The organism is Roseococcus sp. (assembly GCF_965227005.1).
In the GTDB taxonomy this organism is placed as follows: Bacteria; Pseudomonadota; Alphaproteobacteria; order Acetobacterales; family Acetobacteraceae; genus Roseococcus.
The window spans coordinates 381,786-399,717 of record NZ_CBDDFJ010000017.1 but is presented as its reverse complement, the minus strand read 5'-3'; the positions used below and the strand labels follow the sequence as shown (position 1 = coordinate 399,717).

Sequence of the window (17,932 nt, the reverse complement as noted above, 5' to 3'; positions counted from 1 at the left end):
CCGCCGGCACCGGTGCGCGCCTTCGGCTTTCGAATGCGTCAGAGCAGCAGCGAAATGCCCGAGAGGAACAGCAGCCCCACCAGCACCAGGCGGAACCCCTGGGCGGGGATGACGTGATAGGCCTTGAGGCCGAGCCAGGTGCCGAGCCCCAGAGCGGGCAGGGCGGTCAGCAGGGCGATCCCGGTCTCGCGCGTCATGAAGCCGCCAAAGGCCATGCTGATCGCGGTGATGATCTGCATGACGGTCACGAAGGGCTGCAGCCGGGCGCGCGCCTCGTCCTTGGCGAGGCCCTGGAGGTCCACCCACATGGCGGGCAGCGCGCCGGAGAAGCCGCCGATCCCGCCCAGGATGCCCGAGAAGAAGCCGATGGCCTTGTCGATCCAATGATTCCCGGCGATGTGGCGCGGCTTCAGGCGCAGCGCCATGCGCGACAGCGCGTAGCCCCCATAGGCCACGAGCAGCCCGCCCACGATCATCCCGACCTGGTCGGGATCGGCGACCTGCAGCACGAGGATGCCGATCGGCACGCCCAGCACGCCGGCCAGGATCGGCATGATCAGCGGCCCCCATTTCGCCGAGCGGATCACCCTGGGCAGGCTGATGCACTGCACCACGAGGCTGCCCAGCACCAGGATCGGCGCCAGGGATTGGGGCGTCATGAAGTGGAGAAGGATGCCCGCGCCGATGAGGTTGAAGGCGAAGCCCGCGAGACCGGAGCAAAAGGCGGCCACGAAGAGCCCGAGGGGTAGGATGAGCAATTCGGCGGACATGATTCTTTCCAGATGCCGCCAGACTGGCCGGAACTTGTATCTTATACAAGACTAGGTCAGGCTTCCCGAAAGGGAGCCAACAGCCATGCCACACGAGACCCGCGGTGCCGATCTCCTCTGGTCCGCCCTGAAGCAGGGCGGCGTCAGCCGCGTCTTCAGCCTTTCCGGCAATCACATCATGCCGGTCTATGACGCCGCCTTCGGGGAAGGCATCGAGATCATCCATGTCCGCCACGAGGCCGCGGCCCTGCACATGGCCGATGCCTGGGCGCGGCTCACCGGCGAGGTCGGCGTGGCGCTGGTCACCGGCGGGCAGGGGCACACCAACGCCATCGCCGCCCTGCCGACGACGCTGGCCGGCGAGGTGCCCGTCCTTCTCCTCTCCGGCCATGCGCCGCTGAACGAGTTCGGCCTCGGGGCCTTCCAGGAGACGCCGCAGGTCGAGATGGCGGCGCCGCTCTGCAAGGCCGCCTGGCTCGCGCAAACCACCGAAGGCCTGCCCGCCGACATCGCGAAGGCCTTCCGCATCGCCCGTGCCGGCCGTCCGGGGCCGGTCCATATCTCCCTGCCGACCGACGTGCTGGAGGCCAAGGCCCTGCCGTCCCTGCCGGAGGAGGCGGCTTACCGCCCCGCCGCCATGCCGCTCTCGCCGGAGACCGCCACCGCCATCCTCGCCGCCATTGCCGTCGCGAAGCGGCCCTTCCTCGCCGCCGGCCCCGCGCTCAACACGCCCGATGGCCGCCGCGCCCGTGCCGCGCTGGAGGCCGCCCTCGGTTTGCCCATCGCGCTGATGGAAAGCCCGCGCGGCCTGGGCGATCCCTCGCTGGGCGCCTTCGCGGAGATGCTGGCCCAGGCCGATCTTGTGGTCCTGCTCGGCAAGCAGCTCGACTTCACGCTGCGCTTCGGCCGCGCCCCGGCCGTCGAGGCCAAGGCCCGCTGGATCGTCATCGATCCCGACCCCAGGCTCCAGGCCCGTGCGGCGCAGCTCCTGGCCGGCCGCATTGCCTTCGCTGCCCTGGCCGCGCCCCTGGAGGCGGTGGCCGCCCTGGCCGCCGCCGCCGCGCCGCATCCCGAGACGGGCTGGCGCGAAGCCCTGGCCGAAGCCATCGCCCATCGCCCCGCCGAATGGGGCCCCCTCGCTGAAAAATCCGGCGGGCCGATCCACCCGGCCACCCTCGGTGCTGCCCTGGCCCGTTTCGTCACGCCCGACACCGTCCTCGTCGCCGATGGTGGCGAGATCGGCCAGTGGATGCAGGCCTGCCTCCGCGCGCCAGAGCGCGTGATGAACAGCATCGCCGGCTCCATCGGCGCGGGCATCCCCTTCGCCATCGGCGCCCGCGCCGCGCGCCCCGCCGGACGCATCCTCGCGGTGATGGGCGACGGCACCTTCGGCTTTCACATGGCCGAGTTCGACACCGCCGTCCGTCACGAGCTGCCCTTCGTGCTCGTCGTCGGCAACGATGCGAAGTGGAACGCGGAATACCAGATCCAGAAGCGCGACTACGGCGCCAACCGCACCCATGGCTGCGAGCTGCTGCCGGGCACGCGTTACGACCAGGTCGTGCAGGCGCTCGGTGGGCATGGCGAGTTCGTGGAGAACGCGGAAGACCTGCCGGCGGCGCTGGAACGCGCCTTCGCCAGCGGCAAGCCGGCCTGCGTGAACGTGATGATCGAGGGGAAGGCGGCGCCCAACCTCAGGCGCGCGTGAGGCGCGACGGCGTCCGATGACGCTGGAGCGCCAGCCGCTCTACATCCGCGCCGAGGCGGAGCTGCGCGCGCGCATCGCGCGTGGCGACTACAAGCCCGGGCAATCCCTGCCCACGGAGCCCGTCCTCGCGGCCGATCTCGGCATCAGCCAGGGCACGCTGCGCCGGGCGCTGGCCGCGCTGGAGCGCCAGCGCCTCATCGAGCGCCGCCAGGGCATCGGCTCCCGCGTCGCCGAGGCCACCCCCGAGCGCGAGCTCTTCCACTTCTTCCGCGCCGAATCCCTCCATCGCGGCCGCGTCACCCCCACCAGCCTCAACCACAGCCTGGAAACCGCGCCCGCCGATGCCGCCGAGCGCCGCGCGCTGAAGCTGGAGAAGGACGCGCGGGTGCACCGCCTGATGCGCGAGCGCCGCATCCAGGGCAAAGCCATGATCGCCGAGCTGATCGCTTTGCCCGAGGCCCTCTTCCCCGGCTTCGCCGCGCCCTTGGGCGAGGAGCTGACCGACGAATTCTACGGCCTGTATCAGCGCCGCTTCGGCCTCACGATCCTGCGGGTCGAGGAGAAGCTGCGCGCCGTGGAGGCGCCGCCCGGCATCGCCCGCCTGCTGGGCCGCGAGGAAGGCTGGCCGCTGCTGCTCATCGAGCGCGTCGCCTTCGACGTGATGGACCGCCCCGTGGAGCGGCGGCGGTCGTGGCTGGAGACCTCGCGGATCCAATACGCGGTGGAGCTGCGTTGAGGTGCGTGCGACCGAATATAATAACGAAGAGCGGCAATGCTCGCCCTCATCAGGAGCTTTGGCGCGGCGGACTTCCCTAGCACGTGCTTGCATGCAAGCATTGGTGCATGCCAAGCATGACCCAGGACTTCGTCGGCCGAGTAGAGCGGCTGCCACTGCCGGCCTCAGAGGCAAATTCTCTGATGCCTCTCTACGAGGCAGTCAGTAATGGGCTGCATGCGATTGAGGATCGTCTCGAGACCGATGCACACCGGCTTGGGGCAGTCGAGGTCTTAGTCCTGCGCGAGGAGGAGGGCAAAGAGAACTCTCCTATCAGCGGGTTTCGCGTGATCGATAACGGGATCGGTTTGAACGCGGCGAACTTCGACTCATTTATGAGGCCAGACTCACGTCATAAGCAGCGCCGAGGCGGGAAGGGTGTCGGTCGCTTGGGATGGCTCAAAGTCTTCGACGGTATTCGGGTAGACTCGACATTTGAAGACGGAGCAGTCCTATCACATCGATCCTTTGACTTCCGCCTGAGTGAGGAGAATCAGGTCGAAGAGCATGCTGGACGCAAAGGACCGCCGGCCCAGCCGGGGACCATGGTGAACCTTATTGACTTTCGGCCTGCGTTCCTCGGGCGGTGCCCCGTGAAGCCTGAAACGATCAGGCAGCGGCTTATCGCTCACTTCTTGCCAATGGTTGTGTCGCCGAAGGGAGTGCCCATACGAGTCACAGATGGGCAGGAGACATTCTCTCTCTCAGACACCTATGCGGCGCTCGTACGAGGAGCCAAGCAGACGACCGTAACGGTTCAGTTAGATGGCTTAGACCATACCTTCGATGTGCAGCACATTCGCGTTTCGAAGGCGATGCGACCGGAAAAGGGCTTCAATCGGCTTTTCCTATGCGCCAATGGGCGAACAGTTGAGCAGCACCTTGTCGACGGTAGTCTCGGACTGGACCTTCTGCGTTCTGAGGATGTCTACGTGGGCTGCGTGTCGGGTGAGTTACTCGACCAACACGTCAATGCCGAGCGGACCGGCTTTACGTTGGACGCTGATCTGCTGAAGGAGCTTCGCAAGCTCCTTGTCGCCTCGGTGGCGGAGTTCCTGGAGGAATTTGTCAGTGAGATGAGAACTGCAAAGCGCGGGACGGCGCGTGCCCTCGTCCGCGAATACCCGCAGTTTCTATTCATTCACGAGGAAATGGATAATTTTGTTACTGGCCTGAAGGCTTCCACTCAATCCCGGGAAGACGTCTATATTGAGATGGCGCGGCAACGGTACCGGCGGAACGGTCAGGTCGCGGGATTGCAAAAGCAGCTCGCTCGCCAAGGCGAAGTGAACATTAGAGAAATCTCGGACCGCTACAATCGTATGGTTACCTTGGATCAGAAGGGCATGCTCGCGGAATACGTAGTACGTAGGAAGGCGGTCCTCGATCTCCTGGAAAAGCTACGCGAGTACGCCGACGAAGATACTCTGAGGGATCACCGCGAGGACGCACTTCACAGACTGGTCTGCCCAATGCGGACGGATAACTCACACCTCGCATATGAGGATCACAACCTCTGGCTCCTTGACGACCGATTGGCATTCTTCGCCTACTTCAACTCCGACAAAGAGTTGAGAAGCTTCACAGACAGCCAATCTGCGGAACGTCCGGATATCGCCTTCTTTTACGATACGGTGTCGTCTTGGATGGGCGAAGGCGAGGCGAGCAACACGGTTGTTCTGGTAGAATTTAAACGGCCCGGGCGTGACAATTATAATGGCAACGACAACCCTATCCGCCAGCTGACCGACTATGTAGAACGCCTCAGGGACTCGAGCAATTTACGCAATCACAAAGGTCGAATGAAGCCTATTCGGTTAAAGGATGCTGCTTTTCACTGCTACGTCGTCGCGGATCTCACTGACACGCTTTTGAAGGAAATGCGACCGTTCTCGATGCGCCAAACACCTGACGGTCTGGGTCGGTTCGGCTATATCGGCGAGGCTGGGAAGGAGTTCTTCGTAGAGATCGTTCCTTACGAAAAGCTTTGGCAGGATGCGCGCCAGCGCAGTGCCGTTTTCTTCGACAAATTGGGAATTACCGATCTTGATCCATCAGCGGCCCCTGACCCGATGGTTGAGGCCTCTCTAGGGGCGCGTGAGCCAAGAGAGGGTCTGGTGGCCGACGAGTTCGAGGCCACCTGACATATCCGATTTCGGCTGCCTGGGCCGCCCAATAATTGCTCCAGCCCCAAAGGGCGAACACTCGGAATCAATTCCTGGGCTGCACTCTTAATGCGCTAACTGGATCTTTGTAGCGTCGCCCCTGCGAACGGAAAAAGGTCTAGCCGGTCCCGGCCACGCAGCCTTTCATCGCCGCGCCGATCTCCTCGCGCGTGAGCCGGCCGATCTCGGCGATGAACACCAGCCGAACGCAAGGCAGCCCGGCCGGCGGCGGACCGGCCGCGGCCAGGGTCGCGCGGCCGCCGGCGAGCTGGAACACCATCTGCCGCCCCGGCTGCTCCACCGTCTCGAACAGCCCCTTGGCCCGCGCGAGCTTCGGCGCGAGCCGGCCGATCGCCGCCTGCAGCCGCGGCAGCGAGACCGGATGCTCCGAAGTCCAGCTCAGGGTTTCGAAGCGGTCGGCCTTCGGGCCGCGACGGCCAGGATCGCGCGGCGCGGGGAGGTGGTCGGGATCGTCGGGGAAGAGCAGGGCGGCGGGCACCTCGCCCTGCGGCGCGTCGACCAGCACCGCCGCCGGCTTGAGGGCGCGCACCGCCGCGCGCACCCGTTCGCAGGCCTCCGCATTGGCCAGATCGGTCTTGGTCAGCGCCACCACATCGGCCGCGCGAAGCTGCGAGCGCAGCAGCGCGTCCTCCAGCGTCCCGGGCGGCGCGGTCGCATCCACCACGCAGAGCACCGTCTCCAGCGGCGCCTCCCGCCAGATCACCGGGTCCATGAGGTTGCGGATGATGTCGGCGGGATCGGCCACGCCGCTCGGCTCGATCACGATGGCCTCCGGGCGCGGATCGCGCCGCAGCAGGTTGGCGATGGTGCGCAGCAGGTCGCCCTCCAGCGTGCAGCAGATGCAGCCATTCGGCAGGCTGACCACGCCGTCGGAAGCGCCGGCGATCAGCTCCGCATCGATGTTGATCGTACCGAAATCATTGACCACGGCGGCGATCCGCCGGCCCTGCGCATGGGCCAGCAGATGGTTCACCACCGTGGTCTTGCCCGCGCCGAGAAAGCCCGTGACGAGGAGGACGGGGACGGGCATGCGCGATCAGCCGTGCGGCCGGCGCACCGGCTTGCCCGGCCGCGCGGCCTCGTCCAGCACGCCGTCGGCGATCAGCGGATGACCGCTGACGATGAGATGGCGCACGCCCTCGGCCGGGCGGTTCATGGCGGTGAACTCGGCCTTGTCGGTCAGGGCCTCGTAGTCGAAGACCAGCACATCGGCATCCGCGCCCGGCTGGAGGCGGCCCTTGGCGGCCATGGCGGGCGTGCTCTTCTCCAGGATCTGCGCGGGGATGAGTGAGCATTTCGCGACGCCCTCCATCAGCGAGACCGTCTGCCGCTCGCGCACCCAGTGGCGCATGAAGCGCGTGAAGCAGCCGGCCGAGCGCGGATGGGAGGTGGCCTCCGCCGGGAGCGGCCAGGCGTCGCCGGTGTAGCTGCTGCCGTCGGGCATGGACCAGGGCATGGCGTCGGAGGCGATGGCGCCGCCGGGGAAGAGCACGGCCATGTCCAGCAGGTCGCGATGATGGGCGTTGGTGTCGACGTCGAGCACGTGCCAGAGCACGAGGCTCGAGGGCTCCTCTGCCTGGGCGGCGAGCACCTCCGCGCGGTCGCGGAAGCGATGGCCGTCGGTCACGCGCTGGATGCTGTCATAGCCCATGCCGTTGCGCTCGATGAACTGCGGATCGGCGAAGAAGGCTGCGGCCATGACGGTCGAGCCGGTGCCGTAGGGATAGGCCTCCAGTGTGATCGGCAGGCCCTGTTCGATGGCCTTGCTGACGATCGCCGCGCAACGCTCGATGTCCGTCTTGGACGAGCTGTTGAAGTGGCAGATGTGCATGTGGCAGCCGGTGGCGCCGGCATAGCCGATGAGGCGGATATAGGCCTCGGCCGCGCTCTCGGGATCGATGCGCGACATATAGGCGACATGGGTGAAGGTGGGCACGTTGCGCCCGGCGGCGAGCTGGCACACGGCCGTCAGTTCCTGCACGCCCGCGCCGGGGGCATAGGCGTTGAGGATGCCCACGCCGATGCCGCCCTCGTCGAGCCCGCGCGCGATGCGCTCCAGGATGCCGTCCACCTCGGGCTCGGAGGCGATGTTGTCCATCCAGCGGCGGTCGCGCATGGCGCGGCCGAAGGCCTCCAGCGAGGATTCCTCGTTGGAGCCGGTCATGGAGCCGATGCGCGCGAAGGCCCAGTTGGTGGCCGCGCCGTAGTTCAGCACGCGCCCTGCCTTTTCCTGGCGCTTGTACCAGGCGCCGACCGGCAGGACGCCGGCCTCGAGGTCCAGCACGGTGGTGCAGCCGTCGAAGGCCTGCATGCGGTCGGCGGGCACGGACTGGCCATGGGCGTGCAGGTCGATGAAGCCCGGCGCGACCACGAGGCCGGTGGCGTCGATGACGCGTTCCGCGCCACCCAGGCCGGTGCCGACGGCGACGATCCTGCCGTCCATCAGCGCGACATCGGCGATGGCGTCCATGCCGCTCGCCGGATCCACCACGCGTCCGCCGCTGATCACCATGCCTGCCATTGCGCTGCTGTCCCACTCATGTGCCGGCGGCCCTCAGCGGACCGTCTTTCGCGAGGGAGTAGAGGCAGCTTCGCGCCGGGGCGCAATCGCCGGCGCAGATCGAATGCGCGGCGGTCCGGACCGCGCTGCCGCTTGCGCGCTCAATCCTCGATGCGCTCATGCGCGTCGGCCACGCCGCGCAGCCAGTAGCCGGCGGCCTTCACCCAGGCCTTCGGATGGCCGAGCGTCTCCACCACATGGCGGCGAAGGGCACGGGCGGCCGTCGCCTCGGCGGCGATCCAGACGAAGCCCTCGCCCGGGGGCGAGGCGAAGCCCCGCATCGCGGCCAGCAGCAGCCCGGCATCGTCCGTGGAGGCACCGCGCGCGATCCAATGGCCGGTCCAATTGGCGGCGGTCGCGAGATGCTGCGCGTCGTCCATTTCCGGTACCAGCACGAAGCTCGTCACCGACACGCCCGGGCGCAGTTCCTCGATCCGCCGGCCGATGGCGGGCAGGGCGGTCTCGTCGCCGATCAGCAGGTACCAATCGAAATCATCCGGCACGACGGCCGAGCCGCGCGGTCCGGCGATCTGCAAGGAATCGCCGGGCCTGGCCGCCATCGCCCAGGCCGTGGCGGGGCCGGCCTCGTGGATCGCGAAGTCGAGGGTGAGCGTGCCGGCCTCGGGATCGAAGCGGCGCGGCGTGTAGTCGCGCATCTCGCCGTCGAAGAAGAGCTTCACGTGGTCGTCCGGCCCGGCGCTGACGAAATCGCGCAGCTCGGGCGAGGTGAAGACGAGGCGCAGCATATGCGGCGTCAGCCGCTCGGCCGAGGCGAGGGTGACCACCCGACGGCGCAGCTCGTGCCGCAGGCGGGTGATCTGGTGACGGGGCGTCGAGCCGTCCATCACAGGCGCTCGATCTTGCGGGCGGTCTCGTCGATCAGCGCCACGGCCTCGTGGATCTTCTCGCCGTCGAGCGTGCCGGTGGCCATCCGGTGCATCAGCACGGTGCGCAGGTTGTGCACGGCGCGGCGCAGCGGCATGGCGTCGAGGTGGTCGCGCGCCTGGCCGAGCGCGTCCAGCCGGGCGAAGAGCGCCTCCACCTCGGCCGCGCGTTCCGCCAGATGCTGCGCGCCTTCGGGCGTGACGGCGTAGAGCTTGCGCGCGCCATCCGTATGCTGCTCGGCGATGAGGCCCATTTCCGCGAGCAGGGTGAGCGTCGGATAGACGACGCCGGGGCTGGGCGCATAGGCGCCGCCGGTGCGCTCCTCGATGGCGCGGATGAGGTCGTAGCCGTGGCGCGGCGTCTCGGCGATGAGCTTGAGCAGGACGAGGCGCAGCTCGTCGCCGCCGAAAACGCGCTGGCGGCGTCCGCCGTCGCGCTCGCCTTCCATGTCCCAGCCGCCGCCGCGCCCGCCGAAGAAGCCGCCGCCCCGCCGCATGGCATGGCGCCCTTCGCCGTGGGAGGCGCAGCCGTCGTGATGTCTGTGATGTCTGGATCCGAACATCGGATATTCCTTCTGGAGTGGTTAAGATGTGACTAAGATATATCTTGATTGCATCTTTTCAAGATAAATTTGCGTCATCCTTGCGCCGCGCCGCGCCACCACCCCAAGCTGGGGGCCGCATGAACGCCTCGCTGCTTCTCCGACGTCGCGTCCCCGCTTTGCGCCTGCCGGCGCGGCGACGATGACGCGCGGCTGACGCGCCCATCGACAGGCCGCGCCCCCAGCGCGGCCTTTTTTGTGTCCGGACGTTCGGAGCTTTCCCATGACGAGACTGCCACCCCTGCGGCGCGCCACCCTCGCGGATGCCGCCGCCGCGCGCGCGCTCACCCGCTCGGCCTATGCCCAATGGGTCCCGCTGATCGGGCGCGAGCCCCTGCCGATGCGCGCGGATTTCGAGCGCGCCGTCGCCGAGCATCTCATCGATCTCTGGGAGGAGGAGGGCGAGCTGGTCGCGCTGATCGAGACCATCCCCCAGCCGGACCACCTGCTCATCGAGAACCTCGCCGTCCGGCCCGACCAGCAGGGAAGGGGTAGAGGCGTGGTTCTGCTGCACCACGCCGAGGCGCTAGCGCGCTCGCTCAGCCTGCCGGAGCTGCGGCTCTACACCAACCCGCTCTTCGGCGGGAACGTCGCCTTCTATGGGCGGCGCGGCTTCGAGGAGACGGAGCGCAAGGAGGTCGTGCCGGGCGGCGTGACGGTGTTCATGCGGCGATCCTTATAAGGAGAGGGCCGCGCCACAATCCGCTTGCGGTCGCCGACAGGCGGCGCAGTATCGCCGCCCGACCGGAGAACGCCCCATGAGCTTCGCCACCCGCCCGACCTTGAGCGGCCCCCGCCACGCGGTGAGCGCCGGCCACTACCTGGCCGCGACGGCCGGGCACGCCGTGCTGGAGGCCGGCGGCAATGCCGTGGATGCCGGCTGCGCGGCCGGCCTCGCGCTCGGCGTGCTGCTGCCCGACCTCGTGAACGTGGCGGGCGTGGCGCCGATCATGATCCGCATGGCCGATGGCAGGGTGGAGACCATCGCGGGTCTCGGCCATTGGCCGCGCAGCCTGCCGCCCGACATCTTCCTGCGCGAGCATGGCGGCGAGATCCCCAACGGAGTCCGCCGCACCGTCGTTCCCGCTGCGCCGGATGCCTGGATCACGGCTCTGGAGCGCCACGGCACCATGGGCTTTGCCGAGGTCGCGCAATACGCGATCCGCTTCGCCGCCGAGGGTTTTTCCGTATTCCCGCTGCTGGCCGACAGCATCGCTAACCATCGCGCTGACTATGCGAGCTATCCCTCCAACGCCGCGATCTTCCTGCCGGGTGGCGAGGTGCCGAAGGTCGGCGCGCGCTTCGTGCAATCCGACCTCGCGCGCAGCCTTACCTATATGGCCGACGAAGAACGGAAGGCGGCGGGGAAGGGGCGTCTGGCAGGGCTCGCCGCGGCGCATGCGGCCTTCTATCGCGGCGACATCGCGCGCGAGATCGTGGCCTTCCAGAAGCAGGAGGGCGGCTTCCTCTCGATGGAGGACATGGCCGGCTTCCGCTCGAAGATCGAGCCCGCCGTCATCCGGCCCTGGCGAGGCCACGAGGTGATGACCTGCGGCCCCTGGTGCCAGGGGCCCGCCCTGATCGAGGCGCTGCTGCTGATGGAGCGCGCGGGCTTCGCCGACATGGCGCATAACTCGGCCGACTACCTCCATCTGCTGACCGAAAGCGTGAAGGCCGCGATGGCCGATCGCGAATATCATTTCGGCGATCCCGACTTCGTCGAGGTCCCGCTCGAAGCCCTGCTCTCGGAGGCGCATCTCGCCACGCGCGTCGCGGCGATCGACCCGCGGCGCGCCTGTCCCGGCATGCCCGGCCCGGTGCTCAACAGCGGCACCGGCATCCATCCGCGCACGAAGGGCCTCGCGCCGATGGTGGAAGCCGACACCTCCTACGTCGCGGTGGTGGATCGCTGGGGCAATGCCTTTTCGGCCACGCCGTCGGACGGGTCGTGGAATTCGCCGGTGGTGCCGGGGCTGGGCCTCATCCCCTCCAACCGCGGCAGCCAGAGCCGGCCCGATCCGGCGCATCCCTGCGGCGTGGCACCCGGCAAGCGCCCGCGCCTCACGCCCAATCCGGCGATGGTGGTGACGCGCGAGGGCGATGTCATGCCCTTCGGGACGCCGGGCGGCGATGTGCAGATCCAGGCCATGTTGCAGGTCATGCTCAACGTGCTGCATTTCGGCATGGAGGTGCAGGAGGCGATCGAGGCGCCGCGCGTGGCCTCCTATTCCTTCCCCTCCTCCTTCGCGCCCTTCGAGTATTTTCCGGGCCGCCTCGCCGTCGAGTCCGGCGTGGACGCGGCCACGCGGGCGGAGCTCACGGCACGCGGCCATGAGGTGAAGGACTGGCCGGAGAGGACCTGGCTCGCCGGCAGCGTGGAGATGATCTTGACGGATAAGAAGGCCGGGCTGGTCCGCGCCGGGGCCGATCCGCGCCGTCCGGCCTATGCCATCGCGGGGTGAGTTTCGCCCGGAGGCGGAAGGGGCCAAGCTGGCGCCGAACCGTTCCGGAAGAGACACCATGAAAGCCGCCGTCGTCACCGCCCAGGGCCTCGCCCTCCAGGAGGTCCCCACGCCGAAGCCCGGCCCGCAGCAGATCCTGGTGAAGCTGCGCGCCATCGGGCTGAACCGCGCCGATCTCGGCGTCGCGGCCGGTCATGCGCATGGCGCGCAGGGCGGCATCGGCGCCATCCCGGGGCTCGAGGGCGCCGGCGAGATCGTCGAATGCGGTAGCGATGTCCCCAAGACGCTCCAGCCTGGCATGCGCGTGATGGGCGGCATGGCCGGCTCCTACGCCGAATACGCTTTGGCCGATTGGGGACGCGTGAGCCTCGTGCCCGATACCAACATGCCCTGGGAGGTCGCGGCCACGCTGCCCGTCGCGCTGCAGACCATGCATGATGCGGTGGTGACGCATGGGCTCTGCGCGCCGGGCAAGGCGATCATGATCCAGGGCGCCTCCTCGGGCGTGGGGCTGATGGGGATGCAGATCGCGAAGCTGATGGGGGCCAGCGTGGTCGTGGGCTCCTCGACCAATCAAGCGAAGCGCGCGCGGCTGAAGGAATTCGGCGCGACGCTGGCCGTCGACACCAACGACCCCGCCTGGGTGAAGCAGGTGCTGGACGCGACCGGTGGGCGCGGCGTGGATGCCGTGGTGGACCAGATCAGCGGTCCGCTCGTCGCCCAGACCCTGGCGGCGACGGCCATCCTCGGGCGCATCGTGAATGTCGGCCGGCTCGGCGGGGCCAAGGCGGAGTTCGACTTCGATCTGCATGCGGCGCGCCGCATCAGCTATATCGGCGTCACCTTCCGCACCCGCAGCACCGAGGAGGTGCGCGAGATCGTGCGCCGGATGCGCGAGGACCTCTGGTCGGCGCTGGAAGCGGGCAAGCTCGCTCTGCCGATCGACAAGGTCTTCTCGCTGGATCAGGTGGTCGAGGCGCTGGCGCATATGAAGGCGAACCAGCACTTCGGGAAGATCGCGATGGTCCCCTGAGCATGGCCGGCAGCGCGCCCCCCCGAACGCTGAAGGAGCGCGTGGGCGCGCTGCGCAACCTGCGTCCCTTCCTGGCGATGGTCTGGCGCACGAGCCCCGGGCTCACCGCCGCCTCGCTGACGCTCCGGCTGGTGCGCGCGCTGCTGCCCATCGCGACGCTCTTTATCGGCAAGCTCATCATCGACGACGTCGTGCTGCTGCTCCGCGAGCCTGAGCGTCCCGCGAGCTTTTCCTCCGCGTGGCATGACGGAAAGCTGGACTGGATCGCCTGGCTGCTGGCCGCCGAATTCGGGCTTGCCGTCGCCGCCGACCTGCTGGGCCGCGTGGTCTCGCTCGTCGACGGCCTGCTGTCCGAGCGCGTGACCAACGCCTCCAGCGTCCGCCTCATGGAGCATGCCGCCAGCCTCGACCTCGAGGATTTCGAGGATGCGGAGTTCCAGGATCAGCTGGAGCGCGCGCGGCGCCAGACCAGCGGCCGCATCACGCTGATGAACCTGCTCTTCAACCAGGCGCAGGACGTGGTGACGGTGGCGAGCCTCGCCGCCGGCCTTCTCGTCTTCGCGCCCTGGCTGATCGTGCTGCTGATCCTGGCGCTGGTGCCGGCCTTCCTCGGCGAATCCCATTTCAATTCGCAAGGCTATTCGCTCGACTTCGGCCGCACGCCCGAGCGGCGCGAGCTCGACTACGTCCGCCAGACCGCGGCCAGCGTGGAGACGGCCAAGGAGGTCAAGATCTTCGGCCTCCACGCCTTCCTGATCGAGCGCTACCTGGCCCTCTCGGCCGCCTTCTATGCCGCCAACCGCGCGTTGGCGCTGCGCCGGGCGCAATGGGGCGCGGTCTTCACCGCGATCGGCACGGCCGGCTACTACCTCGCCTATGCCTATATCGTCTGGATGACGCTGGCCGGCACCTTCTCCGTCGGCGACCTGACCTTCCTGGCCGGTTCCTTCCTGCGGCTGCGCGGGCTGCTGGAAGGGCTGCTCTCCGGCTTCTCGCTGATGGCGGGGCAGGCGCTCTACCTCGATGACCTCTTCGGCTTCTTCGAGACCCGGCCCGAGATCCTCTCGCCCGAGAACCCGCTGCCCGTCCCCCATCCCATCCAGGAAGGCTTTCTTTTTGAAGATGTCGGCTTCGCCTATCCCGGCGCCGGGCGATGGGCCGTTCGTCATCTCAGCTTCGCGCTGAAGGCGGGGGAGGTGGTGGCGCTCGTCGGCGAGAACGGCGCGGGGAAGACCACGCTGGTGAAGCTGCTGACGCGCCTCTACGACCCCGATGAGGGCCGTATCCTGCTGGATGGCAAGGATCTGCGCGACTACGATCTGGAAGCCCTGCGCGGCTGCATGGGCGTCATCTTCCAGGATTTCGTGCGCTACAACCTCACCGCCGGCGACAACATCGCCGTCGGGCGCATCGACGCCCGCGCGGACCAGTCCCGCATCGAGCGCGCCGCCGGGCGCAGCCAGGCCGATGAGGTCGTGGGCCGGCTGCCGCGCGGCTATGAGCAGATGATCGGCAAGCGCTTCCGCAATGGCGTCGAGCTCTCGGGCGGCGAGTGGCAGAAGATCGCCATCGCGCGGGCCTATATGCGCGAGGCCGAGGTGCTGGTGCTGGACGAGCCGACCGCCGCGCTGGACGCGCGCTCGGAATTCGAGGTCTTCCGCCGTTTCAAGGAGTTGAGCCAGGGCAAGACGGCCGTTCTGATATCGCACCGATTCTCCAGCGTCCGCATGGCCGACCGCATCCTCGTCCTGGCCGAGGGCAAGGTGGAGGCGCAGGGCACGCATGAGGAGCTGATCGCCCAGCGCGGCCGCTATGCCGAGCTCTTCGAATTGCAGGCTCAGGGATACAGGTAGAAACCCTGATGCGGAACGCAACGGAACGGGCGATAACAGCGGCCGCATGAGAATTTTCACCGCCCTCGCCACGCTCCTGTTTCTGGCCTGCCCTCTGGCAGGGCAGGCGGCCGTGCCGGCCTCGTCCTGCCCCGACATCCTGATCGGCGACAGCCTCGCCGTGGGCATGGGCCCCTATGCGCGGGCGGCCGGCTTCGAGGTCATCGCGCGGACGGGCATCGGCCTGCCCTGGCTGCGCGCGCAGAATCCGCGCTGCGCCCGCCGCATGGTGGTGGTGATCGGCACCAACGACCTGCGCGGCCTCGACCCCTGGTCGGCCGAGGCCTATCCCGGCCGGCTGGCCGCCATCATGGGCCGGTGGCAGGCGCAGGAGATCACCTGGGCCACCCCCGGCTGCTTCCCTCAGGACGACAGCCTGGAGCGCGGCAGCTCCGCGCTCGACCGGGCCCTGGCCCGCGAGCCGCTGGTCCGGGTCGGCTCAGGGCGCGACTACATGCATGTGCATTCCGGGCGTCCGGCGCGGTGCAGCTATCTTTCGGGCGACGGCATCCATCCCACGGGAGCGGGCTATCGCGCCTGGTGGGCGAGCCTGTCCCAGGCGATCGGCCCCACGCCCGATAGAGAGGACTATCGCGAGGCGCGGGCTTTCCCGCAGACCTATGCGCGGCGCCATTTCCGTTCGGCGCCGCAGGCCCATCTGGTCCGGCAGGGGCGCGCCGTCCCGGTGGCGCGTTCCGCCCGGACGACACGCTCCGTGCAGCAGGCCCGGACTGCCCGGCCTGGCCGTTCCGCTCAGGTGGCGCGCCAGAACACGCCGGCGCGGCCTGTTCAGCAGGCGCGGACGACACGCACGGCCCAGCAGACGCGCTCGGATCGCGCGACCCGTTCGGCGCAGCAACGGGCGCCTTCGGACCGGCAGATTCGATCCGCCCAGCAGGCTCGGCCCATGCCGCAAGCCCGCCCCCGTCATGACGCGCGGCAACTTCGGCTGCCGGCTCCGACGCATCAGGCGGCCGGCCCCCCGATCCGCCGGACCTGAGGGCCCGTTCGGGAACTCCTGCGGGATTTTTCCACGACCGACGAGCCATGTCCCGCGCCTTCTGGAAACGAGCATTCCTCGCGGTCCCTCCGCCGCCGCATTTCCTGAACATGCCCGGAGGCAATCCAGCGGGGAGCTAGTCGGAATTTCACAACCAACGCGTGTGCTCGACGGTCGGATACTCGCCGACTGAAATTGTCCGGACAAATTTCTTGCGTGTAAGGTGTATTTTCGTTAATTTATCCTAACCCATTACATTTCCATAAAAAAACGTCATTTGTTTATAACCAAGCATACATTGTTTGACGGTCATTCCCGGATCGCTCCCTCCCTAGTGTCCGGCCCGCATCACGGTGATGCGAGTTGGAGAGACAATGACAATGATGGTGCGATTGGGGCGGCCGGCTGTGCTTCTGGCCGGAGTAAGCCTGATGGCGATCGGCATGATGCAGCCGGCACACGCCCAGGATGCCGCGAGACTTCAGGCGATCGAGACGCAGATCCGCTCACTGCAGGGCGAATTGAACCGGATGCGGCGCGAATCCTCGCGCAGCGAGAGCGCCGCGCGCGCCGCGCGTGAGGAAGCCGCCGCCGCCCGGGCCGAAGCCAGCGCCGCGCAACGCAGCGCGGCACAGGCCGTGGCTGCCGCCCCCGCTCCGGCCGCCGCGGGAGCTTCCGCCCAGCCGCCGGTTCGCATCAGCATGTCCAACGGGCGTCCGACCTTCACCTCGGGTGACGGCCGCTTCTCGGCCTCGGTCGGCGCGGTGATGCATTTCGACATCGGCGGCTACATCCGCGACGGGCGGAGCAGCCCGGACAATCGCGGCGTCCAGAAGATGAACAGCTTCGGGACGAACCTGCGCCGGGGTCGGCTGCCCTTCACCTTCCGCTACGACGACTTCACGATGAACCTGACGCCCGAGTTCGGCGGCTCGCCAGACGGCAGCCCGTCGCTCTACGAGGCAAGCATCAACTGGAACCCGATGCGTCCGCTGATGATCTCGGCGGGTTACTTCAAACCGTCGCTGACGCTCAATGACTCGACGAGCTCCGCCAACATCCTGTTCATGGAGCGGCCGTCCATCGTCAACCTGGCCACCAGCATCGCGGGCAGCAGCGCGCGCTCCGCGGTCGGTGCCCGCTGGGCCGACCGCCGCTTCTTCGTGGCCGGCTACCTGACGGGCGGCACCTACGGCTCGCAGAGCGCCGAGCTGGCGACGCCCCAGCAGACGGGCGGTACCTTCCGCGTCGCCGGCCGCCCGATCGCGAGCCAGGACATGGACCTGCATCTCGGCTTCTCGACCTCGGCGGCCTTCGATCTCGGCCGTACCGCCTCCGGTCAGAGCCTCCGGCTGCGCGACCGCCCCGAGCTGCGCATCGACAACAACCGCCTGATCGACACGGGCTCGCTGGCGGCGGACAGCGCCTATCAGTGGGGTCCGGAGTTCGCGTTCCGCTACCGCAACTTCATGCTGCAGGGCGAATACATCCAGATCGGCGTAGACCAGTCCAAGGCCGGCGCCGCGCCTCGTCCCGACCTGAACTTCGAGGGCGGCTATGTCGAGGCGAGCTGGGTGATGACCGGCGAGACGCGCAACTACTCGACCTCGCGCGCGGCCTTCGACGGCGTGCGCCCCCGGCGTCCGTTCAACCTGCGCGACGGCGGCATGGGCGCCTTCGAGCTGGTCGGCCGCTACAGCGTCGCCGACCTGAACGACCACGTCACCCGCGGCCGCTCGGCAAGCTCCACGGGCGGCACCTATGGCGGCCGCCAGGAGGTGATCGGCCTGGGCGTCAACTGGTACCTGAACAACAACATGCGCGCGATGCTGCAGTGGAACAACGTGAACGTGGACCGGCTCAATGCCGCCGGCACCACGCAGATCGGCCAGCGCATCGACACGGTCGCGATGCGTCTGCAGGTCGTCTACTGACCTGCTGAAAGCCGCGGCCCGATCGTTCCCCGCCGGGCCGCGGCACCCTCCCGTTCCGTCTTCCCCGCGCCATCGGGATCGGACACGATGTCTTCCGCAGGGCGCGCAGAAGCCCGACGAGAGGAA

Annotated in this window: 14 protein-coding genes; 9 read left to right on the top strand and 5 right to left on the bottom strand. The window is 68.1% G+C overall.

The genetic code is table 11. The features are described from left to right. Positions 1–38: 38 nt before the first annotated feature. Entirely contained in the window at positions 39–770 is a 732-nt protein-coding gene (locus ACO057_RS08400) for a sulfite exporter TauE/SafE family protein (RefSeq protein WP_421990534.1), read from the bottom strand. Between the two features lie 85 nt (positions 771–855). Here ACO057_RS08400 and ACO057_RS08395 point away from each other — a divergent pair, with 85 nt between their 5' ends. The 3 genes from ACO057_RS08395 to ACO057_RS08385 all read left to right on the top strand — a co-directional run bounded on the left by ACO057_RS08395 (position 856) and on the right by ACO057_RS08385 (position 5,397). Further along, the gene (locus tag ACO057_RS08395; RefSeq protein WP_421990532.1) at positions 856–2,478 is read left to right on the top strand and encodes a thiamine pyrophosphate-binding protein; all 1,623 of its coding nucleotides are present in this window, start codon (positions 856–858) and stop codon (positions 2,476–2,478) included. A 16-nt stretch (positions 2,479–2,494) separates the two neighbouring features. Continuing rightward, the gene (locus ACO057_RS08390; protein WP_421990530.1) at positions 2,495–3,214 is read left to right on the top strand and encodes a GntR family transcriptional regulator; all 720 of its coding nucleotides are present in this window, start codon (positions 2,495–2,497) and stop codon (positions 3,212–3,214) included. A 116-nt stretch (positions 3,215–3,330) separates the two neighbouring features. Further along, the gene (locus tag ACO057_RS08385; RefSeq protein WP_421990528.1) at positions 3,331–5,397 is read left to right on the top strand and encodes a hypothetical protein; all 2,067 of its coding nucleotides are present in this window, start codon (positions 3,331–3,333) and stop codon (positions 5,395–5,397) included. 139 nt (positions 5,398–5,536) lie between these two features. Here ACO057_RS08385 and ACO057_RS08380 read toward each other — a convergent pair whose 3' ends face one another. The 4 genes from ACO057_RS08380 to ACO057_RS08365 form a co-directional block, all read right to left on the bottom strand. Next, a complete protein-coding gene (locus ACO057_RS08380) occupies positions 5,537–6,469 on the bottom strand; it encodes a CobW family GTP-binding protein (RefSeq protein ID WP_421990526.1) in 933 nt (310 codons plus the stop codon). A gap of 6 nt (positions 6,470–6,475) precedes the next feature. Further along, positions 6,476–7,960 (bottom strand): amidohydrolase family protein, encoded by a 1,485-nt coding sequence (locus tag ACO057_RS08375; RefSeq protein ID WP_421990524.1) that lies wholly within the window; start codon positions 7,958–7,960, stop codon positions 6,476–6,478. Between the two features lie 140 nt (positions 7,961–8,100). Beyond that, positions 8,101–8,844, bottom strand: a complete 744-nt coding sequence (locus tag ACO057_RS08370; protein WP_421990522.1) for a siderophore-interacting protein — start codon at positions 8,842–8,844, stop codon at positions 8,101–8,103. Then, positions 8,844–9,446 carry a PadR family transcriptional regulator gene (locus tag ACO057_RS08365; protein ID WP_421990520.1) on the bottom strand — a complete coding sequence of 201 codons (603 nt, stop codon included), beginning with the start codon at positions 9,444–9,446 and terminating at the stop codon, positions 8,844–8,846. Before ACO057_RS08365 ends, ACO057_RS08370 begins: the two co-directional genes overlap by 1 nt. Positions 9,447–9,708: 262 nt before the next feature. On the opposite strand from ACO057_RS08365, the gene ACO057_RS08360 reads away from it, so the two are divergent. From ACO057_RS08360 to ACO057_RS08335, 6 genes are all read left to right on the top strand, one after another. Next, entirely contained in the window at positions 9,709–10,167 is a 459-nt protein-coding gene (locus tag ACO057_RS08360) for a GNAT family N-acetyltransferase (RefSeq protein ID WP_421990518.1), read from the top strand. A 76-nt stretch (positions 10,168–10,243) separates the two neighbouring features. After that, positions 10,244–11,947, top strand: a complete 1,704-nt coding sequence (locus tag ACO057_RS08355; RefSeq protein WP_421990516.1) for a gamma-glutamyltransferase family protein — start codon at positions 10,244–10,246, stop codon at positions 11,945–11,947. A 58-nt stretch (positions 11,948–12,005) separates the two neighbouring features. After that, positions 12,006–12,980: a zinc-binding dehydrogenase gene (locus ACO057_RS08350; protein ID WP_421990514.1), complete on the top strand. Its 975-nt coding sequence runs from the start codon at positions 12,006–12,008 to the stop codon at positions 12,978–12,980. Between the two features lie 2 nt (positions 12,981–12,982). Further along, positions 12,983–14,833: an ABC transporter ATP-binding protein gene (locus ACO057_RS08345; protein WP_421990512.1), complete on the top strand. Its 1,851-nt coding sequence runs from the start codon at positions 12,983–12,985 to the stop codon at positions 14,831–14,833. A gap of 46 nt (positions 14,834–14,879) precedes the next feature. Beyond that, complete coding sequence (locus ACO057_RS08340) at positions 14,880–15,872, top strand: hypothetical protein (RefSeq protein ID WP_421990510.1); 993 nt, start codon at positions 14,880–14,882, stop codon at positions 15,870–15,872. Positions 15,873–16,303: 431 nt separating this feature from the next. Beyond that, positions 16,304–17,806, top strand: a complete 1,503-nt coding sequence (locus tag ACO057_RS08335) for an OprO/OprP family phosphate-selective porin (RefSeq protein ID WP_421990508.1) — start codon at positions 16,304–16,306, stop codon at positions 17,804–17,806. Positions 17,807–17,932: the final 126 nt, after the last annotated feature.